The organism is Paenibacillus harenae (genome assembly GCF_030812415.1).
Lineage (GTDB): Bacteria > Bacillota > Bacilli > Paenibacillales > Paenibacillaceae > Pristimantibacillus > Pristimantibacillus harenae_A.
The window spans coordinates 773,304-799,397 of record NZ_JAUSST010000002.1; the positions used below are offsets into that span (position 1 = coordinate 773,304).

The following is a 26,094-nucleotide window of genomic DNA, read 5'->3' on the forward strand; positions in this document are numbered from 1 at the left end:
TTGCGTAATGAAGGATAAAATGACCAGAAGATGGAATACATACGAGTCGTTTTATGTCGGTCTTGGCGATAAAAAAGTAGCTGATATCGTAATTACGAATCACGCCAAAAGCCGCTGGATCGATCGTATTGAGAGTGAGAAGACCGGATTCGACGATATTGCCGAGTTTTTGTGGGAATGTCTTAAGAACGGGCGGATCGAGCCGTACTACCGCAACGAGCAGGACGTTTATTTGATTGATGACGATTTGGTTTTTGTGGCCGAATTCGCGGATTCCTTAACGGAAACCGATATTACGGGCCACCCTTTGCAGAAGATGATCGTAGTCACGTTTCTTGGACGCATGTCGGAGACGATCGAGCTTCGGGACCTAAAGACCTATTACTCATGGCTGCGCCATTCGCGGCGCATGACTCTAGTGAAGAACAGCAGAAAGCGCAAGTAAAGGCGCGAACATACATGGAAAGCCGGAAGGCATGCAATCTTTCAACGATTGCATGCCTTTTTTTTGCGTAGACGATACGATAATGCAAACGGTTTGTAGTATAATAACGGGAAGACAAAGGAAGGAAGGCTTACCAATGGCGCTTAATTTTCATCAGTTGCATATTTTCTTTACGGTTGCGGAGAGGGGCAGCTTCTCGGCAGCGGCGCAGGCGCTCCATATGACGCAGCCGGCCGTGACGATGCAGGTGCAGTCGCTTGAGGATTATTTTGGGACGAAGCTGTTGCAGCGTTCGACCAAGCGGATCGACCTGACCGAGGCTGGACGCGCGCTTATGCCTTACGCGCAGCGCAGCATTGATTTGATACGAGATACCGACCAGGCGATGTCGCTTTTCACGAAGCAGCTCAAGGGAAGATTGCAGCTCGGATCCAGCCTGACGATCGGAGAATATATATTGCCAAGGCTGCTAGGGCCTTTCGGTCAAGAATATCCCCATATTGCAATCAGCATGAAAGTTATGAATACATCCCAGATTATGGAGGATATTCTGAATCATCAATTAAACTTCGGTCTCATCGAAGCACCTGTCAATCATCCCGATATGCATATGGAAGCGGTAATGAGCGATGAGCTTCGGCTCATCGTATCGAAGGATCACCCGCTTGCCGATCGCGAATCGGTTGCGCTCGAGGAAGTAATGGAATATGCGTTCGTATTGCGGGAACAGGGATCCGGCACGCGTATTGTCATGGAAGAGCAGTTGAAACGGAAGAAGATCGATCCTGCAAGCATGAAAATCGTCATGGAGCTTGGCAGCACAGGCGCGGTGAAATCCGCGGTCGAAGCGGGACTCGGCATTTCGTTCCTGTCGGCTTCATCCGTCAAGCATGAGGTGGCGCTGGGGCTTATTAAGATGATTAAGATTCCCGACGCCAACTTCCAGCGGCAATTTTATTCGATTTATTTGAAATCGGCGCTGTTGCCGATCTCGGCTGTTACATTTCTTACTTTTCTGAGAGAGAGGGACTTGCAGCAATGGTTATAAAGGGCGGGCTTGCCGATCTGCACACGCACACGACGGCATCGGACGGACTGCATTCGCCGACGGACATCGTTCAGTTCGCTAAGGCGGCCGGACTTTCAGCGGTTGCGATTACGGATCATGATACGATAGCGGGGGTAGCCGAAGCGATTGTTGCCGGCGAACGTATCGGCGTTAGGGTCGTTCCCGGCGTAGAGGTTAGCACCGTGGCGGGCGGCCAAGACATACATATTCTCGGCTACTTCACGGATGGATCGGATAAGCAATGGCTAGCGAGACTTGCGAGCCTCAGAGACGTACGCAATCATCGGAATGATATGATCGTTAGCCGGCTGAATGAGCTAGGCGTATCCATCACGATGGATGACGTACGCGAAGCAGCTCGATCGAAGCAGGCGGCAAGCGATTCAAGCGAGAAGGCGTTCAGCATCGGACGGCCGCATATTGCTGAAGTGCTCATTCGCCAAGGCGTTGTCTCTACGATGAGCGAGGCGTTCGACAAGTATTTGGCGAGCGGAGCGGCCGCTTATGTGAATCCGCCGCGGCTGACGCCATTCGAGGCGGTCGATTGGATTCATGAAGCCGGAGGAACGAGCGTCATTGCTCATCCTGGCTTGTATGGCGACGACGAGCTTGTGGAGGCTATTGCGAAGCACGGCGCGAACGGAATCGAAGTGTTCCATTCCGATCACGGGGCAGAAGAAGAGTCCAGATATGCAGAGCTGGCGGCTAAGTACGGCCTTATCGTAACGGGCGGCTCGGACTTTCATGGCTCGCGGCAAGGCGAAGTATTTCATGGCGCCGTCGGAAGCCGGACAGTAGACGCAGTGACGATTGAGCTTTTGCGACCGAAGAAGAAATGATTATCTTATGCAGTTGCGATCAACAAAAAAAATCACGGCAGCTTGTTCTAGTGAACAAATCCGTGATTTTTTTTTTGGTTAGTTATGCAGCTATTCGATAAGGCTTGTTAGCTGCTGATCGATGCCAAGCTTTTGATCCGTTGCTCATCCGGCGTTATGAACAGCGTCTTCTGATTGTCGTAGATGACGAAGCCCGGCTTAGCGCCATTCGGCTTGCGAACGTGGCGAATGAATGTATAGTCGACGGGAATCATGCTTGAGTCGCGAGCTTGACTGTAATGCGCCGCAAGCATAGCCGCCTCCTCCAGCGTCGCATTGCCGAAGTCTCCGCCCCGTATAACGACATGGGAGCCGGGAATATCCTTCGTATGCAGCCATGTATCGGACGGAGATGCGAGCCGATTCGTCAAATATTCGTTTTGCGTATTGTTTTTGCCGACGTAGACTTCCACACCCTCGGAAGAGGTGTATCGCAGCAGCGTAGGCTTGAGCGATTTCTTCTTCTTGGGACCACGCCGGCCCCGTTCCTTCATATATCCTTGTTCTACAAGCTCATCGCGTATTTCTTCAATGTCGGTGATGGCCGCGTTATCGAGCTGTTGGAGCAGCGATTCGAAGTATTCGATTTCCTTGCGGGCGATGTCCATCTGCTCGGCTACGATCGATAGACTATTCTTATGTTTCGTATAACGTCTGAAATAGCGCTGCGCGTTGTCCGAAGGCGTTAGCTGCGGGTCGAGATCAATCGTAACGATCGCTTGCTCCTCATCGTAGAAGTTGACAAGCTCGATACTCGAATCGCCGCGCTTCATTTGATGCATATAAGCGGTCAGAAGCTCGCCGAGCACTCTATATTTCTCTGCGTCCTTCGCTTCCACAAGCGTTTCCTCTAGCTTCGCGATCTTCGTGGTATTCTTCGCTTTCTCATTTTGCACGAAACGAATAAGGTCGGCAGCGCGCTGCTTAACCGTATCGCGCTCGGCTTTGTCGCCGAAGAATGCCTCCAGGCATTCGCTAACGGCAGGATAGGAAGCTGCTTCTCCGTTTATATGTGTCAGTTCGGTAACCGAGAAAAACATTTTGCCGCTAGCTTCATCGGACTTGATCACGGGGGAGTATCGATGCGCTCTCATCTCGCCGATAAAGGGTTCGAAGCTGCGCCATAAAACTCCAGCGTCTTCCGCCTCTGTTCCGGCACGATATGCGATTTCCTTGGCGATAAGCGGGCTTAGTCCGCTGAACGCTTCTACTAACCGTTTGCTCGCTGCCGAGCCTTCCCCGGTATTGTCGTACGCTTCCCGGAACTGTCCCTCGCCGTCAATCGCGAAAGGATCCGTCTTGCCTTGATCGGGCGGAGGCGTATATTGGCTGCCCGGCATAACGATCCGGTAGCTGCTTATAGAAGGCGTTACATGATGAATCCCGTCATGAATGCTTTGCGTTGCAGGATCGACCAATATAATGTTGCTGTGGCGGCCCATAATTTCAATAATGATCGTCTTGACGGAAATATCGCCGAGCTCGTCCCGATGCTTCACGTCGATATGAATAACGCGCTCGTTGTCGATCTGGCGAACGCTCTCGATAATGCCGGATTCGCAATATTTGCGGAGCAACATGCAGAACATCGGCGCTTCCATCGGATTCAAGTAGCTTGCCGTCGTCCAGTGTACTCTCGGGTATGTCGGATTGGCCGACAGCAGAAGCTTGCCCTGCATGCCCGCCCCTCTAATACTAAACACTAGCTCATGTTCGGTAGGCTGATGGATCTTATGTATACGCGCGCCGATGCAGCGCTGCAGGTCATGCGTAATTGCTCTGGTGACAATGCCGTCTAAAGCCATAGCTGTTATTCCTCGCTTCCTTCGCGTAAGTCTTCTCCTATCATGCCATAGTTAAGCCAAAAACTTAAGTCCCTTTTGGGATAATTTGAAGGATGTCCGAATACATTTACCCTAGAAAGGCTGTCCGAAGGGCCGGGGTCGGCCAATACGCTGCTTCCTTTGAAATATAGGAACGTATATCTCAGCCATACTTTCTCTATATTTCTTGGAATGAAACGCGCAGCGCCGCCAAAGAACGGCGACAGCCGTTTCACCTTGAGGCAGCGGGTACATTATGGGAGGGAGTTATACCATGGAGCAAAAGAATTGGCATCAAATGGGGACAAGCGAGCTTATCGACATGTTATCCATCTCCCCTGAGAAGGGGCTGACCGCGTCCGAAGCGGCGCAGAGGCTGGAGGAGCATGGACGCAACGAACTGTCCGAGGGGAAACGAGTGTCTCCGATCATTCTGTTTCTGAATCAATTTAAAGATTTCATGGTGCTCGTGTTAATGGGGGCGACCCTTATATCGGGGCTGCTCGGCGAGTACTTGGACGCTATTACGATTATCGCCATCATCGTCATTAACGCCGTTCTCGGATTTGTACAGGAATTTCGAGCTGAGCGGTCGCTGAGCGCGCTTAAGGAGCTGTCCGCCCCGACGGCCAAAGTCATGCGCGGTAGCGAATGGGTCACCATCCCGGCGAAGGAGCTTGTCGTTGGCGATATTGTCGGTCTGGAGAGCGGCGACCGTATTCCGGCCGATCTGCGGCTGATCGAGGCTAATAGCTGTTATGCCGAAGAGTCTGCGCTTACGGGCGAGTCCGTTCCCGTAGGCAAGCATGCCGGCGCTATCGATGACGAGGATCTGCCGCTAGGCGACCAGCGCAACATCGGCTTCATGGGCACGATGCTGACGCGCGGAACAGCCAAGGGGGTCGTCGTACGAACCGGCATGAACACCGAGATGGGTAAAATCGCCGATTTGATCCAGCAGACGGAATCGATGGAAACCCCGCTGCAGCATCGGTTGGAGCAGCTCGGAAAGCTGCTTATCATCGTCGCAATAGGACTGACGATTATGGTCGTCGTTGCAGGCATTTTGCACGGACAACCGCCTTACGGCATGTTCTTGGCGGGCGTCAGTCTGGCGGTTGCCGCAATTCCTGAAGGGCTGCCGGCTATCGTAACGATAGCTCTCGCCCTAGGCGTCCAGCGGATGATTAAGCGCAAGGCGATTGTGCGCAAGCTGCCCTCCGTAGAGACGCTCGGCTGCGCTTCGGTTATTTGTTCCGATAAGACGGGTACGCTGACGCAAAATAAAATGACCGTTACGCATGTATGGCTCGGAGGCCGCCAACTCGAAGTGAGCGGGGAAGGCTACGAGCCTGTCGGAAACATATTCGAGGACGGCAAGGCAATCGATGTGAAGCATGACCTATCGGTCAAGAGGCTGCTGCAGATCGGGGCGTTATGCAATAACGCGCAGGTTGTAAAGGTCGAAGCAGAGGAGCCGAAGCGCCGCAAGAGCAAGGAGCCGCAGGAGGAATGGGTGCTGAAGGGAGATCCGACAGAGGGAGCGCTCGCCGTGCTTGCGGCTAAGCTGGGCTCTTCAGCCAAGTCGCTGGAAATGCTCTATAAGCGGGAGCAGGAGTTTCCGTTCGATTCCGAGCGGAAGCGAATGTCCGTCGTCGTATCGCATCAAGGCGGCAGACTCGTCTGCACCAAGGGCGCCCCGGATCTGCTGATGGAGCTATGCAACTACGTATTATGGGATGGCAAGGTTGTGCCGTTCACGCAGACGCTGAAGCGCAAGTGCGCGGATGCGGGGGAAGCGATGGCGCAGTCGGCTCTACGCGTGCTGGGCCTCGCCTACCGCGATCTGCGCACTACGGACAAATGCGATTCGGAGCAAGACGTGGAGAATCAGCTCGTATTCGTTGGTTTGACGGGCATGATCGATCCGCCTCGCCGCGAAGTGAAGGACGCGATAGCTACTTGCCGACGCGCAGGCATTAAGACGGTTATGATTACGGGCGACCATCAGCTGACGGCCGAAGCGATCGCGGGACAGCTCGGCATTATGCCGCGCGGAGGCATTGCGATGAGCGGCAAGCAGCTCGAAGCGATGAACGACGATCAGCTTGACCGATTAGTCGATAACGTTTATGTGTATGCGAGAGTATCTCCGGAGCACAAGCTGCGCATTATCAAGTCGTTGCAGCGTCAAGGCCATGTCGTGGCGATGACGGGCGACGGCGTGAATGACGCGCCCGCGATCAAAGCGGCCGACATCGGTATCGCAATGGGCATTACGGGTACGGACGTATCGAAGGAAGCATCAGCGCTCGTGCTGAGCGACGACAACTTCTCTACGATCGTAGCCGCGATCGAAGAAGGCAGAGGCATTTACGAGAACATCAGAAAATTTATCCGGTACTTGCTCGCGTCGAATGTCGGCGAAATACTGGTCATGTTCCTGGCAATGATGGCCGGTCTTCCGCTTCCGTTGGTACCTATACAAATTCTTTGGGTCAATCTGGTGACCGATGGCTTGCCGGCCATGGCGCTGGGCGTCGACCAAGCGGAGAAGGACTTGATGCAGCATAAGCCGAGAACGTCGAAGGAAAGCATATTCGCACGCAGGCTAGGCTGGAAAATCATTAGCCGCGGCATTCTGATCGGTGTCTGTACGCTAGGGGCGTTCTGGATTACGCTCATGGAAGCGCCGGGAAGCGCCGACCACTTGATGAAGGCGCAGACGGTCGCTTTCGCGACTCTCGTCATGGCGCAGCTCATCCACGTATTCGACTGCCGCAGCTCGCGTTCGATTTTCCATCGCAATCCGCTGCAAAACAAATATTTGGTGCTGGCCGTTCTGTCGTCGCTCCTCCTTATGCTAGGCGTGCTTTATATCGAAGCGCTGCAGCCGATCTTCAAGACCGTGCCGCTAGGGTTCCGCGAATGGTGTCTTGTATTCGTCGCCGCAGGCATCCCGACCTTCCTTATGGGAATCGGCAGCGTCATGAGCAGATCGAACAAAAACAAGACGCAATCGAAGACGCCCTACCGTCCGCAAACGGCAGCCAGATAACGTAATAATGCAAATGATGATACAAATTATGAATAGCGTTTCTCCTTCCTTTACGGTATGCTAATAGCATTATTAATAGCTTATTAGACATACGCAATTAAGGAGAGGGCTAGCAAATGAACTTTACGAAAATGAACGGACTAGGAAATGACTTTATCGTTGTCGCAGGCGAGCGGCAGCTTCCAGGCAACGCGGCGGAACTTGCAATCGAGCTTTGCAACCGTTACTTCGGGATCGGCGCAGACGGCCTCGTTTATATTTTGCCATCGGAGATCGCTGATTTCCGTATGCGCATCATCAACTCGGACGGCTCGGAGGCGGAGCAATGCGGCAATGCGATCCGCTGCGTCGCCAAGTACGTCTACGACAACGGTCTTACGAATAAAGAAGAGATTACGATTGAGACGCTTGGCGCAGGCGCACAGAAAGTGCAATTGACGGTAAGCGACGCGAAAGTGCAAAGCGTTCGCGTCGACATGGGCGAGCCGATCCTGAACGGTCTGCAAGTGCCGACAACGGTTGATGCGGAGCCCGTCATTCAGCATCCGATCGAAGTGGACGGACGCGAATTCCGCTTCACGGCCGTATCGATGGGCAATCCGCACTGCGTCATCTACGTCGACGATGCCGTGAACTTCGATCTGAATACATGGGGACCGAAGCTGGAGAAGCATCCGATGTTTCCGCGCAAAATCAACGTCGAATTCGTAACGGTCAACTCCCGCACGCACACCGATATGCGCGTATGGGAACGCGGCGCAGGCCCGACGCTCGCTTGCGGCACAGGCGCATGCGCGACTGTCGTGGCTTCCGTGCTTAACGGAGCGACAGACCGTACGGCAACGGTATCCCTTAAGGGCGGCGACCTGCTTATCGAGTGGAATGAATCGGATAATCACGTATATATGACAGGACCTGCTGCGGAAGTATTCCGCGGGACGCTTTAGGCGTCAGGCAGGATGGGTGAAAGAGACAAGATGAAGCCGGATTTGCGACAAGCTCTGCAGGAGCGCATATTGACCGGAGACGGCGCGATGGGAACCTATCTATATCAGATGGGGTTCCCTGTTGGCGTTTCTTACGAGGAATTCAATACGCTCCGTCCTGATGTTATTGAACATGTTCATCGCAGCTACTATGAAGCGGGAGCGAGAGTCATCGAGACGAATACGTTCTCGGCGAACTACGAAAAGTTGTTGAAATACGGACTTGAGTCGGAGATGGAAGCGATTAACCGGGCCGGCGTTCGTATTGCGCGCAGTGCTGTTGGCGCGGATGCTTACGTCGTTGGCGCCGTCGGCTCGATTCGCGACGGCAAGCTTAGAAACATGCGCACCGCCAAAGTGAGCGACGCCTACGAGCGTCAAATTGGGGCTTTGCTTGAGGAGGGCGTGGACGGCTTGCTGTTCGAGACGTTCTACGATCTGGACGAGATGCTGCTTGCACTTCGTCTAGCAAGAAAAGCGTCGTCGAAATTGCCCGTCATTTGCCAGTTCGCGGTTGACGATGTTGGCCGGACGCAAGACGGCGCAGGCCTGAAGGATGCGTACGAGCAGCTCCGCCTGGAAGGCGCAGACGTCGTAGGTCTTAATTGCCGCAGCGGCCCGAACGGAATTATGCGGGCAATCGATACGATTGACGGTCCGATTGGTCTGCCTTTGTCCGTCTTCCCGAATGCGGGTTTCCCGGATTACGTGGACGGCAAATATACGTACTCGGCAGGACCGCAATACTTTGCCGAGACGGCGCTTCGCTTCGCGGACCGCGGAGCCCGCATTATCGGCGGCTGCTGCGGAACGACGCCGGAGCATATCGAGGCGATCGCTAAGGCGCTGGACGGTTATGTACCGCAGAGCGGAAAAGTCGCATCGCCGGTTGCTCAGGCACAACCCCGAGGAGAAACGATCATACCTCGTTCCGCTTCCGCGGACGCAGCACAGCAAGAGCAAGAGCAGCAGGCAGATAAGCCGCAAGCTCAGCGCGAGCCATCCATTGTCGACCTCGTTAGGCAGCGCCATACGGTCATCGTTGAGCTTGATCCTCCGCGCGATCTTGATATTCGCAAGTTCATGGACGGAGCAGCGGCGCTGAAGGCAGCTTCCGCGGATGCGGTTACGATGGCGGACAACTCGCTTGCGGTTACGCGGATGAGCAACATCGCGCTGGCCGCGCTCGTGCAGGAGCGGGTCGGCATCCGGCCGCTCGTTCATATCGCGTGCCGCGATCGCAACCTGATCGGCACGCAGTCGCATATGATGGGGCTGGATGCATTGGATATCGACCATGTGCTCGCGGTAACAGGCGATCCGGCACGCTTCGGCGATCTGCCCGATTCGAGCTCCGTATATGACCTGACGTCATTCGAGATGATCCGAATGATCAAGCAGCTTAACAACGGCACTGCCTTCAGCGGGAAGCCTCTGAAGCAGAAGGCGAAGTTCGTCGTCGGCGCGGCGTTTAACCCGAACGTCAAGCATTTGGACAAAGCGGTGCAGCGTCTTGAGCGAAAGATTGCGTCCGGCGCCGACTACATTATGACGCAGCCTGTCTATGATCCCGAACTGATCGTGAAGGTTGCGGAAGCGACCAAGCATTTGACCGTTCCGGTGTTCATCGGCATTATGCCGCTTGCCAGCGGCCGCAACGCCGAATACTTGCATAACGAAGTTCCCGGCATTCAACTGTCGGACGCGGTTCGCCGGCGAATGGCGGGGCTTGAAGGCGAGGCCGGTCGCGCTGAAGGAGTCAGCATCGCGAAGGAGCTTCTCGACTGCGCGCTGCCTCATTTTAACGGGATCTATTTAATTACTCCGTTCATGTTCTACGATATGGCGGTTCAATTGACGGAGTACGTATGGCGTAAAACGGAGAAATAATAAGCGGCATCGACTGAGGAGGAGCGAATATGAGCATAGCATTTTGCGCTCTTTTCGCTTTTTCCCTTGTTCACAATCGAAAAATCAATTAGAATATAATAAAGTTTGGATACCGTTGCCATGGTCCTTCCAATTCAGACAAGCACAGGCCGTTCGATGAAGGGCCCCAGCACAAGGCGGGCAGCAGCCGTATCACGTATGCTCCGAGGTTTTTTCGTCAACAATAGTGCAGTAGTTCTGTCGGTATTTGGCAAGAACGCAAACTTCGTCGTATTCACAATATTATAATAGAAGTTTATTAGAGGCAGAAGCATAAGGAATAGTGAGGGCGAAGGGGGAACCTGGGTTGGCTATTAAGCTTATTAATATCGGATTTGGCAATATTGTTTCGGCAAACCGCATTATTTCGATCGTAAGCCCGGAATCGGCGCCTATCAAGCGAATCATCCAAGAAGCGCGCGACCGTCATATGCTTATCGATGCGACATACGGACGCCGGACGCGTGCCGTAATCATTACGGACAGCGACCACGTCATTTTATCGGCTGTACAACCGGAAACGGTGGCGCACCGGTTATCCACCAAGGATGACGATAACGACGAATAGTACGGGGAGTATTAAGAATATGGGATTGCTAATTGTTTTGTCCGGACCGGCCGGTGTCGGCAAAGGAACGGTTTGTTCCGCTCTTCGGGGCAAGATGCCGGATATCGTCTACTCCGTATCGGCTACTACGAGGCAGCCGAGACAGGGTGAGGTTGACGGCGTCAACTACTTCTTCAAGTCGAAAGAGCAGTTCCAGGAAATGATCGCGCGCGACGCGCTGCTCGAGCATGCCGAGTATGTAGGCAACTACTACGGAACGCCGAGAGACTTTGTCGACCGCACGCTAGCGAGCGGCAAAGACATCATTCTGGAGATTGAAGTGCAAGGCGCTCTTAAAGTAAAGGAGAAGTTCCCGGAAGGGATATTTATTTTCCTGATGCCTCCTTCCATGGAGGAATTGAAGCAGCGTATTACGGGCCGCGGCACGGAATCGCAGGATACGATCAATCATCGGATGAACGTTGCAGTGGAAGAGATGAACCTGCTTCGCCATTATGATTACGCGGTTGTGAACGATCAGATCGACGCAGCCTGCCATCGTATTCAAAGCATTATTGTCGCCGAACATTGTCGCAGCGAGAGGGTTATGCCTTATCTCGCGGAGTCGCAAGCGGCTATCGAGAAAGCATGAGTGAGGAGAATGAATAATGTTATATCCGTCCATTGACGAAATGGTTAAGAAGGTCGACAGCAAGTACACGTTGGTCGTTGCGGCTTCCAGACGCGCACGCATGCTCCGCAACGGTGATAAGTCGGAGCTTCGCAATCCGCGTTCCCGCAAATATGTCGGCGTAGCGCTTGAAGAAATTTATAACGATATTTTAATCGTGGAATCCAACATCACCAAAGACGAGCAATAAGGCGCGGAATAGGGAGCTGTCCGATGGTCAATGACCTTCGGACAGCTTCTTTGTATTTTCATGGAGCGAGCGCTTCATGTAGAGGACGGGGGATTAGAAAATGAACACGAAACTGGAGCAATATAAAGCTTTATCGCAGCCGATTGTGTGGGGAGCGGTAGAGAATTGTTTTACGCTGGAAGCCCAGGTTGATGAATCGTTTGTGAGCAATATCAGCATTATACCGACTGTTGGGGATCGTTATGCGGTTATTCAGCTTGAGGACGGCAGATGGGAATTGGCGGGAGGAACGTTAGAACCGGGCGAGCATCATATGGACGCGCTAGTACGGGAAGTGAAAGAGGAGCTCGGAGCGGAGCTGAAGTCGTATACGAGAATTGGCTGCTTCAAATGCCGTTCCTCGGCACCTGAGCCCTATCGGCCGCACATCCCGCATCCGAGCTTCATAAGGCTCGTCGGGTATGGCGAGATAGAGATCGTCGGCAAGCCGCTAAACCCGCCGGACGGCGAACAGATCGCCGCCGTCGACGTCGTCGACATTAATGAAGCGGTACGGCGATTCGAGGCGATCGGAAGGCATGACATCGCCGAGCTCTATTTGCTGGCACATCGATTAAGGCAGGCGGAAGGACGCATCTAATCGGCCTAAAAAAGATGAAAGCGCAGTTAGATTTTAAATCGGCATATGGTATGATAGGGAAAATAGGTGTCAGGAGGCGAAGCAAATGGAAAAGCTGCGTTACCCGATTGGCAGATATGTGTATGAAGGTATGACGACGAAGCAGATGGAACAATGGATTGCCGATATGGAGAGGCTGCCTGGGCAGCTCAGAGAATCGTTATCCGGACTGTCCGAGGAACAGCTCGATACCGCTTATCGAAGCGGAGGCTGGACGGCGCGTCAAGTCGCACATCATCTTGCTGACGCCGCAATGAACTGTTTCTCCCGCTTCAAGCTTGCCTTGACGGAGACGAATCCGACGATCAAGCCGTTCGACGAAGAGCTGTGGGCAGAAACGGCCGATAGCTTGAACGCCTCGCCGGATATAAGCCTGGCTATAGTAGAGGGAATTTATGCGCGCTGGGTTTTGCTGCTTCGTTCGATGGAGCGCGCCGATTACGATAAGCAGTTCTATCATCCCGAGCAAGGGAAGCAGATCGGCCTTGCTTATTTTCTTGGTTTCGCGGCCTGGCATGGCAAGCATCATGTCGCGCATATCAATATTGTGAAAGAACGGACGAATGGGCATTGACAGGAGACAAAAGCATGCTAAGAGGAAAATCAATTATTCTCGGAATTACCGGCGGCATTGCCGCCTATAAGGGAGCGGCGCTTTGCAGCAAGCTTGCGCAGGCGGGCGCGAAGGTTCGCGTCATTATGACGGAGTCGGCGACGAAGTTCATAACGCCGCTTACGCTGCAAACGCTGTCGCGAAACCCTGTATATATCGATACGTTCGACGAGCGCGATCCGGCCGTCGTCTCGCATATCGATTTGGCCGACCATGCAGATCTCATTATTATAGCTCCGGCGACGGCGAACGCGATTGCCAAGCTGGCTGGCGGCCATGGGGATGATATGCTGAGCACGACGCTGCTCGCGGCAACATGCCCGGTCGTCGTCGCCCCGGCTATGAACGTGCATATGTATGAGCATCCGGCCGTTGTCGCGAATATGGATCTGCTCGCCTCGCGAGGCGTCATGTTCGTCGAGCCCGGGACGGGGCAGCTCGCTTGCGGCTATGTCGCGAAAGGCCGGCTGGCCGAGCCGGAAGACATCGTCGCCGCTGTTGAGGATTGGCTGTCCAGCGGCGGTCTGCTTGCCGGCAAGCGGGTCATCGTAACGGCGGGAGGAACGATGGAGCGACTCGATCCCGTTCGCTACCTGACAAATGATTCCTCCGGCAAAATGGGCTTCGCTATTGCAGAAGCCGCCCAGCTGATGGGGGCGGACGTGACGCTCGTAGCGGGCAGAACGTCGGCTTCCCCGCCTGCGGGGGTTAACCTCGTTAAGGTGGAATCGGCCGAGCAGATGCTGGTTGCCGTTACTGCGCGGTATGACGAGGCGGATATTGTCGTGAAGGCGGCGGCAGTGGCCGATTACCGCCCGGTCGTCGTCAGCGGACAGAAGCTGAAGAAGAGCGGCGACCGGCTCACGCTCGAGCTGGAGAGGACCGCAGATATCCTGCAGACGCTTGGCGAGCGGAAGAAGCATCAATTTCTTGTTGGCTTCGCAGCGGAGACGGAGCAATTGGATCATTACGCGATGGACAAGCTGCGGCGCAAAAACTGCGATCTGATCGTTGCGAACGATGTGAGCGAGAGCGGGGCGGGCTTCAACGAGGAGACGAACATCGTTAAGCTGTTCGATGCCGGCGGGCTTGTGGAATCGTTGCCGCTGCAATCGAAAAGGTCGATCGCCCGCAAGCTGCTGGAAATTGTAGCGGAACGTTTGCCGCGCAGCGGGGGAATGGAAGCATGATTGCCAAAGTGATCGTAGACGTGCCGAGCCGCCAGACGGATCGGCCGTTCGACTATTTGGTCCCATTCGAGATGGAGTCGTGGATCGAGATCGGCAGCAGAGTCGGCGTACCGTTCGGCGGCCGCGTGCTGCAGGGCTTCGTCGTCGGGCTTGCCGCGGAAGCGGACATTGATCCGAAGCGACTGAAGCCCGTGTCCGAGCTGCTCGACCCCATGCCGCCGCTGCTGCCTGATTTGGTGGAGCTGGCAAAGTGGCTAAGCGATAAATATTGTTGCTCATGGACGACGGCGCTGCAAGCGATGATACCTGCGGCTTTGAAGGGAAAGGCGGAGCGGTATGTCGAGCTCGCGGAAGAGGCGGAAGAAGGCGAGCTTCCAAGCGAACTGGCGGCATGGCTGGCTTCGCAAGGAGGAACGGCGAAGCTTGAAGCCTTGCTGGAGCGCTTCCCTCAACATGCCAAGGAAGTAAAGAGCGGACTTCGTACAGGCGCGATAATCGAGCATGCGTCCATTAAGGATCGGTTATCGATCAAGAAAATGTTGACTGTCTTTCTAACCGCCGATGAAGAGACGATTCGTGCTGCAGCCGAGGAGCTTCCCGCAAGAGCGGCCAAGCAGCGGGAAGTGTTGCTCTATATGCTGCGCCATGGCGGGCCGCTGCAGATGCAGGCGTTAATTGCCGCAACCGAAGGTTCGGCCTCGACCGTGCGGGCACTGGAAAGCAAAGGTCTGCTCGAGCTGCGCGAGGTTGAGCAGCAGCGCGATCCATACGCGGGCCGAGAATTCGAGCGAACGAAGCCTTTGCCGCTAACGGCAGGGCAGCAAGCGGTGTTCGAGCGTATTGTCCGTTCGGTGCGGGCGGGCGAGCCGGAAACGATGCTGCTGCACGGCGTTACTGGCAGCGGCAAGACCGAGGTTTACTTGCAATCGATTCAATATTGCTTGGGGCTCGGCAAGCAGGCAATCGTGCTCGTGCCGGAAATATCATTAACGCCGCAAATGGTTGAGCGGTTCAAGGGGCGCTTCGGCGAGGCGGTAGCCGTCATGCACAGCCGATTGTCGAACGGCGAACGATATGACGAATGGCGCAAGATCCGCAGCCGTCAGGTGCAGGTGGCGATCGGCGCGCGATCGGCCATCTTCGCCCCGTTCGAGTCGATCGGACTAATCATTATCGACGAGGAGCATGAATCTTCGTATAAGCAGGAGGAGAGCCCGAAGTACCATGCGCGCGATGTCGCGGTGCGCAGGGCGAGGCAGCATGGCGCAGCCGTTGTTCTTGGCTCTGCCACGCCTTCGATCGAAACGTTCGCGGCCGCGAATCGACCGCAGCCTTCGGGCACGGCAGGCGGGCGCGAGCCGGCGTTGCTGCCGATGCCGGAGCGGGTAGGCGGACGTCCGCTTCCTCCGGTAGACGTCATCGACATGCGCGAGGAGCTTCGCGACGGCAATCGCTCGATGTTCAGCCGCAAGCTGCACGAGCTGCTTACCGATCGGCTCGAGAAAGGCGAGCAATCGGTGCTGCTGCTTAATAGGAGGGGTTATTCGACCTTCGTCATGTGCCGTTCCTGCGGTTACACGGCGCAATGCCCGCATTGCGATATTTCGCTTACCTATCATCAGAAAACGCGTGTCATGCGCTGCCATTATTGCGGCCATGCCGAGCAGGCGCCAACGAAATGCCCTTCCTGCGAGAGCGAGCATATTCGCTACTTCGGGACGGGCACGCAGCGCGTCGAGGAGGAGCTTGCGAAGCTGTTCCCCGGGATTCGCGTCATACGGATGGACGTAGACACGACGACCGAGAAAAATGCGCATGAAAAGCTGCTTAAGCAGTTCGGGGACCGCAAAGCCGATGTGCTTCTCGGTACGCAAATGGTAGCCAAAGGTCTTGATTTTCCATACGTTACATTAGTGGGCGTTATCGCGGCGGATACGTCGCTTAACTTACCGGACTTTCGCGCGGCGGAGCGAACGTTCCAACTGCTTACACAGGTGGCGGGCCGAGCGGGAAGGCATCATCTGCCCGGGGAGGTCGTCATTCAGACGTATTCGCCGGAGCATTATGCGGTCACGACCGCTCAGCATCACGACTATGCGGCTTTCATCGCCGAGGAGCTGCGCCATCGCGGCGCTATGGGCTATCCTCCTTATTGCCGGATAATTCTCATAACGATGTCGCATGAGCAGCTTACGCTGCTGTCTTCGGTGGGCGAGCAATTCGCTTCGCGACTGCGCGAGCTGGCAGAGGAGCAGGGTATTCTCGTTCCGCTGAATAGCGGTCTGCCGAAAGCTTTCGACGTGCTGGGGCCGGTCGCTTCGCCGATCTCAAGAATGAAAGATCGCTACCGTTTTCAATGTGTGATAAAATATCGGGGTAGCATCGATGCTTCCGCGCTTATTCGGGAGGCGCTAGCTCCGTTTACGGATGGTCCGCCCCAGCGTCAGGTGCAATTCAGCGTCGATGTGGATCCGCAAGTTATTTTATAAGGCAGATGAATCGTCCATATAGACGTTATTCAGACTTTTATCACTATTAACATTCGTAAAGGAAGGGAATACCATGAGTATCCGTATTATTGTGAAAGACCCGGATCCTGTATTGCGGGAAGAGGCGAAGGAAGTAACGAAGTTTAACTCGAATTTGAAAAAATTGCTCAAGGATATGGCCGAGACGATGTACGATGCGGAAGGCGTAGGCCTTGCCGCGCCGCAGATCGGCATTTCCAAGCGCGTTATCGTTGTTGACATAGGCGATGAGACAGGCCTGATCGAGATGGTCAACCCGGTTATCGTCGAGCAAGAGGGCGAGCAGCTCGGACCTGAGGGCTGCCTCAGCATCCCGAACTTGAACGGCGAGGTGATGCGTGCCGATCGTATCGTCGTGAAGGGGCAAAATTCGGACGGCGAGCACTTCACCGTAGAAGCAAGCGGCTATTTGTCGCGCGCGTTCCAGCATGAGGTCGATCATCTGAACGGTATTCTGTTCACGGATTTGGCCGAGAGCATCTACGATATTTCGGAGAGACCAAGAAAAGGCGGCGAGTAGATTCATGCGCATTGTATTCATGGGAACGCCCGAGTTTGCCGTTCCCTCCTTGCGGCTTCTGCTGGAGCAGAAGTACGAGGTAGTTGCTGTCGTATCGCAGCCCGACCGGCCGAAGGGCCGCAAAAAAACGCCTACGCCGCCGCCTGTGAAGGAAGCGGCGTTGTCGCTTGGCCTGCCAGTGCTGCAGCCGGAGCGGATGCGCAGCGCGGAAGCGGTGGCCGCGATTGCCGAGCTGGCGCCGGATCTGATCGTTACGGCCGCATATGGGCAAATATTGCCGAAGAGCGTACTCGATCTTCCGCGTCTTGGCTGCATTAACGTGCATGGCTCGCTGCTTCCGAAATACCGCGGCGGCGCGCCGATTCAGCGCTCTATTATAAACGGCGAAGACAAAACCGGCGTTACGATTATGTACATGGCCGAGGGGCTCGACACCGGCGATATGATTAGTGCGGTAGAGGTTGCCATCGAAGACCATGATACGTCGGGCACGCTATTCGAGAAGCTTAGCGCGGCTGGAGCGGAATTGCTGGGCAACACACTGCCTTCGATCTTGGCCGGTACCGCGGTCGCCGTTCCGCAAAATAATGAAGAAGCGACTTACGCCCCTAATTTAACACGCGACGACGAACGTATAGATTGGGGCAAATCAGCCCGTGCCATCTATAATCAAGTGCGCGGCCTATCGCCGATGGCGGGGGCATTCACCTATCTTGGCGGCGAGGTGTTCAAAGTATGGGCTTGCTCGCCTGTAGCGAACAAGGATAAGGTTGGTGCGGCGCCGGGAACGATTATTCATGCCGATAACCTAGGAATTACCGTTCAAACCGGACAAGGCCAGCTGCTGCTTACGGAAATCCAGCCTGCGGGCAAACGGGCGATGGCTGCGGCGGAGTGGCTTAAGGGAGCCCGCCTCGAAGCCGGCAGCAGGTTCGATGAGGGAGGTGCGGTATGACCGGGACTAGCAACGGCAAGCCGCTGGGCGGAAGGCAGGGCGGAAATCCGCCGCGGAAGAACCAGCAGGGAGCGTCCGTTTCTAACGCGGCGTCTCCGCAAACGCAGTCCCGCAAGGCGAAGTCTCCGCGGGAATTGGCAATGGACGTTCTCGTCAAAGTCGCCGAGACGGGTGCCTACAGCAACTTGCAGCTCAATCGCACGCTGCAGGACGCGAGGCTCGAGCGTGCCGACGCCGGGCTCGTTACGGAGCTTGTCTACGGCACGATCCAGCGTCAGCTGACGCTTGATTACTGGCTCGACAAATTCGTGGCGAAAGGTGTCCGCAAGCTTCAGCCATGGGTGCATCAGCTGCTTCGTCTAAGCGCCTATCAGCTTCTCTATCTGGACCGCATTCCATCGCATGCGGCGGTTAACGAAGCGGTTACCATAGCGAAGAAACGCGGGCACATGGGCATTTCCGGCATGGTTAACGGCGTTTTGCGAAGCATGGACCGGGGCAAGAGCGAGCTTAGTCCCGATCATATTAAGCATGACGATCCGGCCGTGCGGCTATCGCTGCGCCATTCGTATCCGGAATGGCTCGTTAGACGGTGGTTGGCTACATATGGAGCGGAGACGACCGAATCGATATGCGCGGCAGGCAACGATCAGCCGCATGCCAGCATTCGCGTCAACACGCTGCGGACGAGCCGCGAAGCGTTGCTTGAGCTGCTTCGCGAGAGCGGTTATAACGCAGAGGCGTCCAAGATTGCTCCGTCCGGCATCAATGTAGGCAAGGGCGGCAATATGGCCGACACGATCGAATTCCGTGAAGGCTTATGGTCGGTCCAAGACGAGAGCTCCATGCTCGTCGCCGAAGTCGTCGCTCCGGCAGCCGGCATGAAGGTACTCGATTGCTGCGCCGCGCCTGGAGGCAAGAGCACGCATCTTGCGGAGCTTATGGGCGGCAAAGGAAAAGTTTGGGCGAATGACTTGCATGAGCACAAGCGCGAGCTGATCGTATCGCAGACGGAGCGCCTTAAGCTGCGCAACGTCGAAGCGATTACGGAAGATGCGACGAAGCTGTCCGAGCGATTCGCTCCGGGGTCGATGGACGCCGTGCTGTTGGACGCGCCTTGCTCCGGCTTCGGCGTCATTAGAAGGAAACCCGAGATTCGGTGGACGAAGACGGCGGGAGACGTCGCAGAGATCGCAGCGGTGCAGCATCGGCTGCTGGATGCGGTATGCGGACTCGTACGCGAGGGAGGCGTGCTTGTCTATAGCACGTGCACGATGGAGGCGGAAGAGAACGAGGAACAGGTTGCGGCTTTTTTGCAGAGGCATCCCGAGTTTGAACGCGATGCGGCTGGCTGGCCGGATACGATTGCGGACAGCTTGCGCGAGACAGGCGTGATCGGCGACGATTTCAACGGCCAGGCGCAGCTTCTTCCGCATCATTTTGGCAGCGACGGCTTCTTCATTGCGAGGATGGTTCGGCGCTCCTAGTACGATTATGGCTGAATATGGGCGTTTGTGGTAAAATAAATCGATGGCGGCTCGTAACGTTCGAAGCCCGCCCTACTTTAAGGTACAGGTGTGATGAGATGAAACCGTTCATTTATGACTATACGCTCGAGCAGCTTCAAGAATGGGTGAAGGAAAACGGAGAGCCTGCGTTTCGCGCGGGACAGCTGTTTGACTGGCTCTACGTGAAGCGGGTCAAGAGCTTTGAAGATATGTCCAACTTGCCGAAGCAGCTTCGCGATAAGCTGGAGGATCAATTCCAATTCGTGACGCTGACGGAAATTACGAAGTTCGAATCGAAGGACGGCACGGTTAAGTTTCTATTCGGGCTTCACGACAATCATGCGATAGAGACCGTTATTATGAGACATAACTACGGCAACAGCGTATGCGTAACGACGCAGGTCGGCTGCCGTATCGGCTGTACGTTCTGCGCGTCCACGTTAGGCGGACTGAAGCGTAATCTGACCGCAGGCGAGATTATCGCGCAGGTCGTAACCGCGCAGCAGATGCTCGACGCTACGGGAGACCGCGTATCGAGCATCGTCATCATGGGCTCCGGCGAGCCGTTCGAGAACTATGACGCGACGATGACGTTCCTTCGGAACATGATTCATGAGAAGGGCCTTAATATCGGCCAGCGCCATATTACCGTCTCCACGAGCGGCATCGTGCCAAGCATGTACAAGTTCGCGGACGAGAATACGCAGATCAATCTGGCGCTCTCGATCCATGCCCCGAATGATACGCTTCGCTCGAAGCTGATGCCGGTTAACCGCCGCTTCCCGTTCGAGGACGTAATGGCAGCTTGCCACTACTATATTGCGAAGACGGGACGCCGCATCACATTCGAATACGCGCTGATCGGCGGCGTGAACGATCGTCCCGAGCATGCGCAGGAGCTTGCCGACGTGCTTCAAGGCATGCTGTGCCATGTCAATCTGATTCCGGTCAACCATGTGCCGGAGCGCAATTACGTGCGGACGCCGCGCGAGGATATATTCGAATTCCAACGCATTCTGGAACGCAACAAGATCAACGCGACGATCCGTAGAGAGCAAGGCCATGATATTGCGGCTGCATGCGGCCAATTAAGAGCCAAACATATGGAGTCCCAAGCGAGGTAGGTGAAGATCGATTGCTGACTGCAAATCGCAGCGATATTGGACGAGTTCGGCAAGTTAATGAAGACTATTCATGGGTTAGCCAGTACAATAACGGCGTTACGCTAGCCATTGTGGCCGACGGCATGGGCGGTCACAAGGCGGGCGACGTAGCAAGCCAGAAGGCGGTTGACGCCTTCCGCAGCACGGTCGAGCAAGGCGCGGCCAAGCCCGATCTGTCGCTGCAGGAGGGCAAGATGCTCATCCGTCAGGCAATCTCGTCGGCGAATGAGGCCGTATATGATTTAGCCTCCCGCAACGAGCAGTATTACAATATGGGAACGACGATCGTTGCGGCGCTTGTGAAGAGCGACAATGCGATCATCGGTCATGTCGGCGACAGCCGCGCTTATAAGATCGGCGAGGGAGACATTACGCAATTGACGGTCGATCATACGCTCGTCAATGAATTGGTCAAGTCGGGGCAGCTTAGCGCGGAGGAAGCCGCCCACCATCCTCGCCGCAACGTATTGACGCGTGCCGTGGGGACGGATTCCCATGTTGAAATCGACATCCAGACGATTGATTTAATGCAAGGCGACGTCCTGCTCCTGTGCAGCGACGGACTGACGAACATGGTTACCGAGGAGCAAATACTGGAGACGGTAACGAGCGAGCAGTTGGAGCTGGACGCGAAGGCTGAGCATCTCATTTCGCTGGCGCTGCATGCGGGTGGAGACGATAACATAACGATTGTTCTTCTACAGGATGCAGTTGGCGCGAATCGAGAGGAGCGGGTTGGATGATCGGACATGATCTAGGCGGACGCTACGAAATACTGACTAGAATCGGCGGCGGCGGCATGGCGCTCGTCTATAAGGCGCATGACGTGCTGTTGAATCGCAAAGTAGCCGTGAAAGTGCTGCGGCAGCAATTCGTGCACGACGAAGAGTTTATTCGCCGTTTTCGCCGCGAGGCGCAATCGGCCGGGGCGCTGTCCCATCCGAACGTCGTAAGCATCTATGATGTAGGACAAGAGGAAGATACGCACTATATCGTTATGGAATACGTTGAAGGCAACAATCTTAACGAAATCATTCAAGAGCGGGCGCCGCTGCAGGCAGACGAAGCGGTGCGCATTGCTATGCAAATATGCGACGCGCTCGATCACGCTCATCAAAACCATATTATTCATCGCGATATTAAGCCTCATAACATACTGATCGGCAAGAACGGGCGCGTCAAGGTAACCGATTTCGGCATCGCCCGCGCGGTAACGTCGTCGACGATTACGCAGACGGGCTCGGTTATCGGTTCGGTCCATTATTTTTCGCCGGAGCATGCCAAAGGGATCAATACCGGCGAGAAGTCGGATATTTATTCGCTGGGCATCGTCCTGTACCAGATGCTGACGGCCAGGTTGCCGTTCCTTGGGGAGAGCCCGATCAGCGTTGCGCTTAAGCATTTGCAGGAAAACTTCGAGGAGCCGCGCGTGGCAAATCCTCATATCCCGCAAAGCGTGGAAAACGTCATCCTAAAAGCTATGCGCAAAAATCAAATCGAGCGTTACGGCTCAGCCCGCGAAATGCTGCTCGATCTCGATACGTGCCTGCGACCGGATCGGCTTAACGAGAAGAAAATAACGTTTAGCGGCGACAGCGACATGGATGAAACAAGAGTCATGCCCGCTATTCGCGATATACCGATGCCGATTGCCGGCACAGATAGAGCTGAGCAAACCGCGGCGGCTAATACGAACACGGATACGCAATGGAACGACAAGGTTTTGGAGACGAAAGAGAAGAGCTGGAAGAAGCCGTTAACGGTAGTGGGCGTAACGCTAATTGTGCTGGCGCTAATTATTTGGGGCTTCATACGGCTGCTCGATAGTCTTGATGTCCCTGAGGTCAAAGTGCCTTATGTCGTAGGTTATACATTCGAGGCCGCCAAAGCGGAGATCGAAGAGGCTGGTCTGCAAGTGCAGGATCCGGTCACTCGGGAGTTCAAGAAGGATATTCCGAAGGATCAGGTATTCCAGCAGTCGAAGTCGAATATGAGAGTCAAGGAAGGCTCGCTGATTGAGCTGTGGGTCAGCGACGGACCCGAGATGGAGACGATGGACAATTACGTCGGCAAGCTGTTGCAGGACACGAAAGACGCGCTTGCTGTACTTGGCGTCGATGTGGATTCTCAGATTAAGTCGGATCCTGTGTTCAGCGAAGAACCGGAAGGTACGGTTCTGAAGCAAACCCCGGAGGCCGGCGCGGACTTCGACCCGGAGACGGATGTAATTACGCTTATGGTCAGCAAGGGCAAGGAGACGGTGGATATGCCGAATCTGATCGATCAGTCGCTCGATGTAGCGAAGGATCTGCTGAAAGCGAATGAGCTCGTTCTGAACGATGCCGATATCCTGTATGAGGCAAGTTACCTGCATCAGAAAGATTATATCATTAAACAAAGTCCGTTCGAGCCGAATGAGAAGGTGGAAAAAGGATCGAAAATTTCGGTTGTCGTAAGTACCGGACCGCCAGCCGATGCGAAGGAACATAAATTCAATTTCATCATCTCTCCTGCCGAAGCGGGCAAGACGAGCGAGATCCGCATCTTGTACTCCGACGCGCGCGGTGAGGAGATGGAGTGGGATAAACCGCGACAAATCGACAGCACGCGGACATTCGCGGTAACGGTTGTCGTCTCGCCGGATACGGAAGCGCGGGTAACGATTATCCGCGATAATCAATTCGTCGAGACGATGACGATTACGTATGACGAAGTTGCGGGAGGGTCAGACTCATCGACCGTGACGATTCCGGGTAACGAAGCGCCTCCTCCCGAGGAGCCTGCCCAATCGGAGGTAGACGAAGAAAATGAGCAGTCAGACGAAGAAGAACAGCAACAACAGCAAGAACAACAGCAATAGTCATCACGGCGCTATGCTGAGAGGGACGATCGTCAAGGCGCTCAGCGGCTACTATTATGTTCGTGCGGAAGGCGTATCCACCGATACCGCGCCGGTCCAATGCCGCGCGCGCGGCGTATTCAAGAAGCGGGGAGTGTCCCCGCTTGTTGGCGACGAGGTGCTGTACAGCATGACCGATAACGGCGAAGGAACCGTTGAGGAGGTTATGCCTCGCAGATCCGAACTGATTAGGCCTCCCGTAGCCAATATCGACCTTGCGATTCTTGTGTTCTCGGTGACGGAGCCTGCTCTTAACTTGCAACTGCTGGATAAATTTCTGGTCCATATCGAGCATGCGGGCATCGAGCCCGTTCTTTGCTTGAGCAAGCAGGATCTGGAAAACGACGGTATGGAAACGGAGGAGGCGCAGCTGGCTGCCTCCTCCGTTAACCGTATTTACCGCTCTATCGGCTATGAGGTATTTGGTACAAGCTCGCGCAAGGGCGATGGCATTGAAGCGCTGCATGAGAGGCTTAAGGGCCACTTAGCAGTATTCGCGGGTCAATCCGGCGTAGGTAAGTCGTCGCTGCTTAACGCGATCGTACCCGGTCTTGCGCTGGAAACGAACGAGATCAGCAACAGGCTCGGCCGCGGCAAACATACGACGCGCCATGTCGAGCTGATCGCGATCGGGGGCGGCTACGTGGCGGATACGCCGGGCTTCAGCCAGCTCGACTTCGCAGAGCTGGGCATCGAGGATTTAAGTTATTGCTTCGTGGAAATGCGACACCTTGCTTCCGATTGCAAATTCCGCGGCTGTACTCATCTGCATGAGCCGGGCTGCGCGGTGCTTGCGGCGGTAGATAAAGGCGGGATCGAGCGAAGCCGATACGACAACTATGTATTGTTCATGAATGAATGGAATGACAGGAAGCGGAGGTACTAACGATTATGACTACTATTATTGCGCCTTCAATATTGTCGGCAAACTTCGCCAAGCTTGGCGATGAGATTAAGGATGCGGAGAGAGCTGGCGCGGACTGGATTCATGTGGACGTCATGGACGGCCATTTTGTCCCGAATCTGACATTCGGTCCGCCTGTTATCGCGGCTGTTCGCGGCGCAACGAAGCTGCCGTTCGACGTTCATCTCATGATCGAGCGTCCCGAGCTGTCGCTATCCGATTACATATCGGCCGGCGCGGACCGGATTACGATTCATGCGGAAGCATGCGTCCATCTGCACCGTACGGTGCATTTCATTAAGGAAAAGGGGCTGCCGGTCGGCGTCGCTATTAATCCGGCTACGCAGGTATCGGTGCTTGAGCCGATTCTGCAGGATCTCGATCTCGTATTGATCATGACGGTAAATCCGGGCTTCGGCGGGCAATCCTTTATTCCGTACTCGCTCGTCAAGCTGCGTCAGCTGCGCGCTGCTCTCGATGAACGCGGTCTGGATGCCGTACACGTTCAAGTCGATGGCGGCGTTAATCGCGAGACGGCTCCGCTTATCCGCGAGGCAGGCGCTAACGTGCTTGTGGCGGGCAATGCGGTGTTCGCCGAGAACGATCGCGCAGCGGCGATTGCGGCTCTCAGATAGGGGAGACATCGATGAGCGATAGATTCAAGTCGATATTATGGCTGATTCTTTATTCATTAGCGGCTGGGGTACTGCTGGCCGCATTCAGCTTTACGCCGGGCATATGGAAGTACATGTTCTCGCTCTTGGCCTTATACTTGGGTATCCGTTTCTTCCGCAAGTACGACAGCATCGGGCTGCGAATCGCTTTTTTCGCCGTTGCGATTTTATTTTATCTCCTGGCCGCTGTCATCATTTCTATCGTTACGTACATGCGCGATAATCCGGATATTTTCAATAACGTATAACAGCCTTTTTGGGCGCGCTCACGATGGAATAGGACAAACTTGGGATGCATAGGATGGTTACATAAGCGTATGTTCTGGTCACGGTACAATTCGATGAGCGTGTCCGAGGAGGGATGAGGCATGAAATTTTACACGATCAAACTGCCGAAATTTTTGGGCGGTTTCGTAAAGGCGATATTGAATACCTTCCAAAAAAACTGATAATGTTCTTGGCTGCCGCCTTACGACCGCGATCGCGTAAAGCCATAACAAAAAGCACCTGAAGCCTCAGGTGCTTTTATCTATGGCGAAAGCCATCATTATACGCGTGTAACTTTGCCGGATTTCAGCGCGCGAGTGCTGACATAAACACGTTTCGGTTTACCGTCAACTAGGATGCGAACCTTCTGCACGTTTACGCCCCAAGAACGGCGCGTTTTGTTGTTGGCGTGGGATACGTTGTTCCCTTTGCCCGGAGCTTTACCTGTAAGAAAACATTTGCGGGACATGACTACACCTCCTTCAAGAATTGCGTATGCAAAAACTTAAGTTCGTTAGCGAATATTCATTTGAACACACTTGAACATCGTACCATAAACTAAGGTTCTGTTCAACCCA

The 26,094-nt window shown here is 54.8% G+C and carries 25 protein-coding genes; 23 read left to right on the forward strand and 2 right to left on the reverse strand.

The annotated features are described in order from the left end of the window. Positions 1–7 precede the first annotated feature (7 nt). The 3 genes from J2T14_RS08415 (at position 8) to J2T14_RS08425 (ending at position 2,353) form a co-directional block, all read left to right on the forward strand. Entirely contained in the window at positions 8–445 is a 438-nt protein-coding gene (locus J2T14_RS08415) for a hypothetical protein (protein WP_307469782.1), read from the forward strand. A gap of 136 nt (positions 446–581) precedes the next feature. Next, a complete protein-coding gene (locus J2T14_RS08420) occupies positions 582–1,493 on the forward strand; it encodes a selenium metabolism-associated LysR family transcriptional regulator (protein WP_307203914.1) in 912 nt (303 codons plus the stop codon). Then, positions 1,484–2,353, forward strand: a complete 870-nt coding sequence (locus J2T14_RS08425; RefSeq protein WP_307469785.1) for a PHP domain-containing protein — start codon at positions 1,484–1,486, stop codon at positions 2,351–2,353. The genes J2T14_RS08420 and J2T14_RS08425 overlap by 10 nt, the downstream gene beginning before the upstream one ends. Before the next feature lie 107 nt (positions 2,354–2,460). Here the strand turns inward: J2T14_RS08425 and J2T14_RS08430 are convergent, their stop codons facing one another. Then, complete coding sequence (locus J2T14_RS08430; RefSeq protein ID WP_307469788.1) at positions 2,461–4,197, reverse strand: Rqc2 family fibronectin-binding protein; 1,737 nt, start codon at positions 4,195–4,197, stop codon at positions 2,461–2,463. A gap of 292 nt (positions 4,198–4,489) precedes the next feature. Here J2T14_RS08430 and J2T14_RS08435 point away from each other — a divergent pair, with 292 nt between their 5' ends. The 20 genes from J2T14_RS08435 to spoVM all read left to right on the forward strand — a co-directional run bounded on the left by J2T14_RS08435 (position 4,490) and on the right by spoVM (position 25,698). After that, positions 4,490–7,273 carry a calcium-translocating P-type ATPase, SERCA-type gene (locus tag J2T14_RS08435; protein ID WP_307469791.1) on the forward strand — a complete coding sequence of 928 codons (2,784 nt, stop codon included), beginning with the start codon at positions 4,490–4,492 and terminating at the stop codon, positions 7,271–7,273. Positions 7,274–7,389: 116 nt separating this feature from the next. Then, complete coding sequence (gene dapF / locus J2T14_RS08440; RefSeq protein WP_307203918.1) at positions 7,390–8,220, forward strand: diaminopimelate epimerase; 831 nt, start codon at positions 7,390–7,392, stop codon at positions 8,218–8,220. Positions 8,221–8,250: 30 nt separating this feature from the next. Further along, positions 8,251–10,149, forward strand: a complete 1,899-nt coding sequence (locus tag J2T14_RS08445) for a bifunctional homocysteine S-methyltransferase/methylenetetrahydrofolate reductase (protein WP_307470404.1) — start codon at positions 8,251–8,253, stop codon at positions 10,147–10,149. Between the two features lie 346 nt (positions 10,150–10,495). Further along, positions 10,496–10,756 (forward strand): extracellular matrix/biofilm regulator RemA, encoded by a 261-nt coding sequence (gene remA, locus J2T14_RS08450; RefSeq protein ID WP_005548256.1) that lies wholly within the window; start codon positions 10,496–10,498, stop codon positions 10,754–10,756. A 19-nt stretch (positions 10,757–10,775) separates the two neighbouring features. Beyond that, entirely contained in the window at positions 10,776–11,387 is a 612-nt protein-coding gene (gmk, locus tag J2T14_RS08455; RefSeq protein ID WP_307203932.1) for a guanylate kinase, read from the forward strand. Positions 11,388–11,403: 16 nt separating this feature from the next. Continuing rightward, positions 11,404–11,616, forward strand: coding sequence for a DNA-directed RNA polymerase subunit omega (gene rpoZ / locus J2T14_RS08460; RefSeq protein WP_307203933.1), 213 nt, complete (start codon positions 11,404–11,406; stop codon positions 11,614–11,616). A gap of 100 nt (positions 11,617–11,716) precedes the next feature. Next, positions 11,717–12,256: an NUDIX domain-containing protein gene (locus tag J2T14_RS08465; RefSeq protein ID WP_307469794.1), complete on the forward strand. Its 540-nt coding sequence runs from the start codon at positions 11,717–11,719 to the stop codon at positions 12,254–12,256. Positions 12,257–12,341: 85 nt separating this feature from the next. Continuing rightward, positions 12,342–12,869, forward strand: coding sequence for a YfiT family bacillithiol transferase (locus J2T14_RS08470; RefSeq protein WP_307203936.1), 528 nt, complete (start codon positions 12,342–12,344; stop codon positions 12,867–12,869). Between the two features lie 14 nt (positions 12,870–12,883). After that, positions 12,884–14,098, forward strand: coding sequence for a bifunctional phosphopantothenoylcysteine decarboxylase/phosphopantothenate--cysteine ligase CoaBC (gene coaBC / locus J2T14_RS08475; RefSeq protein WP_307469795.1), 1,215 nt, complete (start codon positions 12,884–12,886; stop codon positions 14,096–14,098). Next, on the forward strand, positions 14,095–16,587 hold the full coding sequence (gene priA / locus J2T14_RS08480) for a primosomal protein N' (protein WP_307469797.1): 2,493 nt from the start codon (positions 14,095–14,097) through the stop codon (positions 16,585–16,587). Before coaBC ends, priA begins: the two co-directional genes overlap by 4 nt. Positions 16,588–16,660: 73 nt before the next feature. Further along, positions 16,661–17,146 carry a peptide deformylase gene (gene def, locus J2T14_RS08485; protein WP_307203939.1) on the forward strand — a complete coding sequence of 162 codons (486 nt, stop codon included), beginning with the start codon at positions 16,661–16,663 and terminating at the stop codon, positions 17,144–17,146. Positions 17,147–17,150: 4 nt separating this feature from the next. Beyond that, positions 17,151–18,101: a methionyl-tRNA formyltransferase gene (gene fmt / locus J2T14_RS08490; protein ID WP_307469799.1), complete on the forward strand. Its 951-nt coding sequence runs from the start codon at positions 17,151–17,153 to the stop codon at positions 18,099–18,101. Then, entirely contained in the window at positions 18,098–19,588 is a 1,491-nt protein-coding gene (gene rsmB / locus J2T14_RS08495; protein WP_307469802.1) for a 16S rRNA (cytosine(967)-C(5))-methyltransferase RsmB, read from the forward strand. Before fmt ends, rsmB begins: the two co-directional genes overlap by 4 nt. A 98-nt stretch (positions 19,589–19,686) precedes the next feature. Further along, positions 19,687–20,733 carry a 23S rRNA (adenine(2503)-C(2))-methyltransferase RlmN gene (rlmN, locus tag J2T14_RS08500; RefSeq protein WP_307203943.1) on the forward strand — a complete coding sequence of 349 codons (1,047 nt, stop codon included), beginning with the start codon at positions 19,687–19,689 and terminating at the stop codon, positions 20,731–20,733. A gap of 11 nt (positions 20,734–20,744) precedes the next feature. Further along, the gene (locus J2T14_RS08505; protein WP_307469804.1) at positions 20,745–21,515 is read left to right on the forward strand and encodes a Stp1/IreP family PP2C-type Ser/Thr phosphatase; all 771 of its coding nucleotides are present in this window, start codon (positions 20,745–20,747) and stop codon (positions 21,513–21,515) included. Beyond that, positions 21,512–23,632, forward strand: a complete 2,121-nt coding sequence (pknB, locus tag J2T14_RS08510; RefSeq protein WP_307469807.1) for a Stk1 family PASTA domain-containing Ser/Thr kinase — start codon at positions 21,512–21,514, stop codon at positions 23,630–23,632. Before J2T14_RS08505 ends, pknB begins: the two co-directional genes overlap by 4 nt. 13 nt (positions 23,633–23,645) lie before the next feature. Then, complete coding sequence (rsgA, locus tag J2T14_RS08515; protein ID WP_307470407.1) at positions 23,646–24,557, forward strand: ribosome small subunit-dependent GTPase A; 912 nt, start codon at positions 23,646–23,648, stop codon at positions 24,555–24,557. Positions 24,558–24,562: 5 nt separating this feature from the next. Next, a complete protein-coding gene (gene rpe, locus J2T14_RS08520; protein ID WP_307469808.1) occupies positions 24,563–25,210 on the forward strand; it encodes a ribulose-phosphate 3-epimerase in 648 nt (215 codons plus the stop codon). 11 nt (positions 25,211–25,221) lie between these two features. Next, entirely contained in the window at positions 25,222–25,497 is a 276-nt protein-coding gene (locus J2T14_RS08525) for a hypothetical protein (RefSeq protein WP_307469811.1), read from the forward strand. Between the two features lie 120 nt (positions 25,498–25,617). Next, positions 25,618–25,698 (forward strand): stage V sporulation protein SpoVM, encoded by an 81-nt coding sequence (spoVM, locus tag J2T14_RS08530; protein WP_010345573.1) that lies wholly within the window; start codon positions 25,618–25,620, stop codon positions 25,696–25,698. A gap of 98 nt (positions 25,699–25,796) precedes the next feature. On the opposite strand, the gene rpmB is transcribed toward spoVM, so the two are convergent. Then, positions 25,797–25,985: a 50S ribosomal protein L28 gene (gene rpmB, locus J2T14_RS08535; protein ID WP_114378912.1), complete on the reverse strand. Its 189-nt coding sequence runs from the start codon at positions 25,983–25,985 to the stop codon at positions 25,797–25,799. Positions 25,986–26,094: the final 109 nt, after the last annotated feature.

What these genes read in the sequence shown, in the direction of transcription:
- J2T14_RS08470 (WP_307203936.1), top strand. Translation starts at nt 12,342, where the DNA reads ATGGAAAAGCTGCGTTACCCGATTGGCAGATATGTGTATGAAGGTATG.
- def (WP_307203939.1), top strand. Translation starts at nt 16,661, where the DNA reads ATGAGTATCCGTATTATTGTGAAAGACCCGGATCCTGTATTGCGGGAA.
- J2T14_RS08435 (WP_307469791.1), top strand. Translation starts at nt 4,490, where the DNA reads ATGGAGCAAAAGAATTGGCATCAAATGGGGACAAGCGAGCTTATCGAC.
- J2T14_RS08425 (WP_307469785.1), top strand. Translation starts at nt 1,484, where the DNA reads ATGGTTATAAAGGGCGGGCTTGCCGATCTGCACACGCACACGACGGCA.
- J2T14_RS08525 (WP_307469811.1), top strand. Translation starts at nt 25,222, where the DNA reads ATGAGCGATAGATTCAAGTCGATATTATGGCTGATTCTTTATTCATTA.
- rsgA (WP_307470407.1), top strand. Translation starts at nt 23,646, where the DNA reads ATGCTGAGAGGGACGATCGTCAAGGCGCTCAGCGGCTACTATTATGTT.
- gmk (WP_307203932.1), top strand. Translation starts at nt 10,776, where the DNA reads ATGGGATTGCTAATTGTTTTGTCCGGACCGGCCGGTGTCGGCAAAGGA.
- rsmB (WP_307469802.1), top strand. Translation starts at nt 18,098, where the DNA reads ATGACCGGGACTAGCAACGGCAAGCCGCTGGGCGGAAGGCAGGGCGGA.
- priA (WP_307469797.1), top strand. Translation starts at nt 14,095, where the DNA reads ATGATTGCCAAAGTGATCGTAGACGTGCCGAGCCGCCAGACGGATCGG.
- J2T14_RS08420 (WP_307203914.1), top strand. Translation starts at nt 582, where the DNA reads ATGGCGCTTAATTTTCATCAGTTGCATATTTTCTTTACGGTTGCGGAG.
- pknB (WP_307469807.1), top strand. Translation starts at nt 21,512, where the DNA reads ATGATCGGACATGATCTAGGCGGACGCTACGAAATACTGACTAGAATC.
- dapF (WP_307203918.1), top strand. Translation starts at nt 7,390, where the DNA reads ATGAACTTTACGAAAATGAACGGACTAGGAAATGACTTTATCGTTGTC.
- rpmB (WP_114378912.1), bottom strand. Translation starts at nt 25,985, where the DNA reads ATGTCCCGCAAATGTTTTCTTACAGGTAAAGCTCCGGGCAAAGGGAAC.
- J2T14_RS08430 (WP_307469788.1), bottom strand. Translation starts at nt 4,197, where the DNA reads ATGGCTTTAGACGGCATTGTCACCAGAGCAATTACGCATGACCTGCAG.
- rlmN (WP_307203943.1), top strand. Translation starts at nt 19,687, where the DNA reads ATGAAACCGTTCATTTATGACTATACGCTCGAGCAGCTTCAAGAATGG.
- coaBC (WP_307469795.1), top strand. Translation starts at nt 12,884, where the DNA reads ATGCTAAGAGGAAAATCAATTATTCTCGGAATTACCGGCGGCATTGCC.
- J2T14_RS08465 (WP_307469794.1), top strand. Translation starts at nt 11,717, where the DNA reads ATGAACACGAAACTGGAGCAATATAAAGCTTTATCGCAGCCGATTGTG.
- J2T14_RS08445 (WP_307470404.1), top strand. Translation starts at nt 8,251, where the DNA reads ATGAAGCCGGATTTGCGACAAGCTCTGCAGGAGCGCATATTGACCGGA.
- J2T14_RS08415 (WP_307469782.1), top strand. Translation starts at nt 8, where the DNA reads ATGAAGGATAAAATGACCAGAAGATGGAATACATACGAGTCGTTTTAT.
- rpe (WP_307469808.1), top strand. Translation starts at nt 24,563, where the DNA reads ATGACTACTATTATTGCGCCTTCAATATTGTCGGCAAACTTCGCCAAG.
- rpoZ (WP_307203933.1), top strand. Translation starts at nt 11,404, where the DNA reads ATGTTATATCCGTCCATTGACGAAATGGTTAAGAAGGTCGACAGCAAG.
- fmt (WP_307469799.1), top strand. Translation starts at nt 17,151, where the DNA reads ATGCGCATTGTATTCATGGGAACGCCCGAGTTTGCCGTTCCCTCCTTG.
- spoVM (WP_010345573.1), top strand. Translation starts at nt 25,618, where the DNA reads ATGAAATTTTACACGATCAAACTGCCGAAATTTTTGGGCGGTTTCGTA.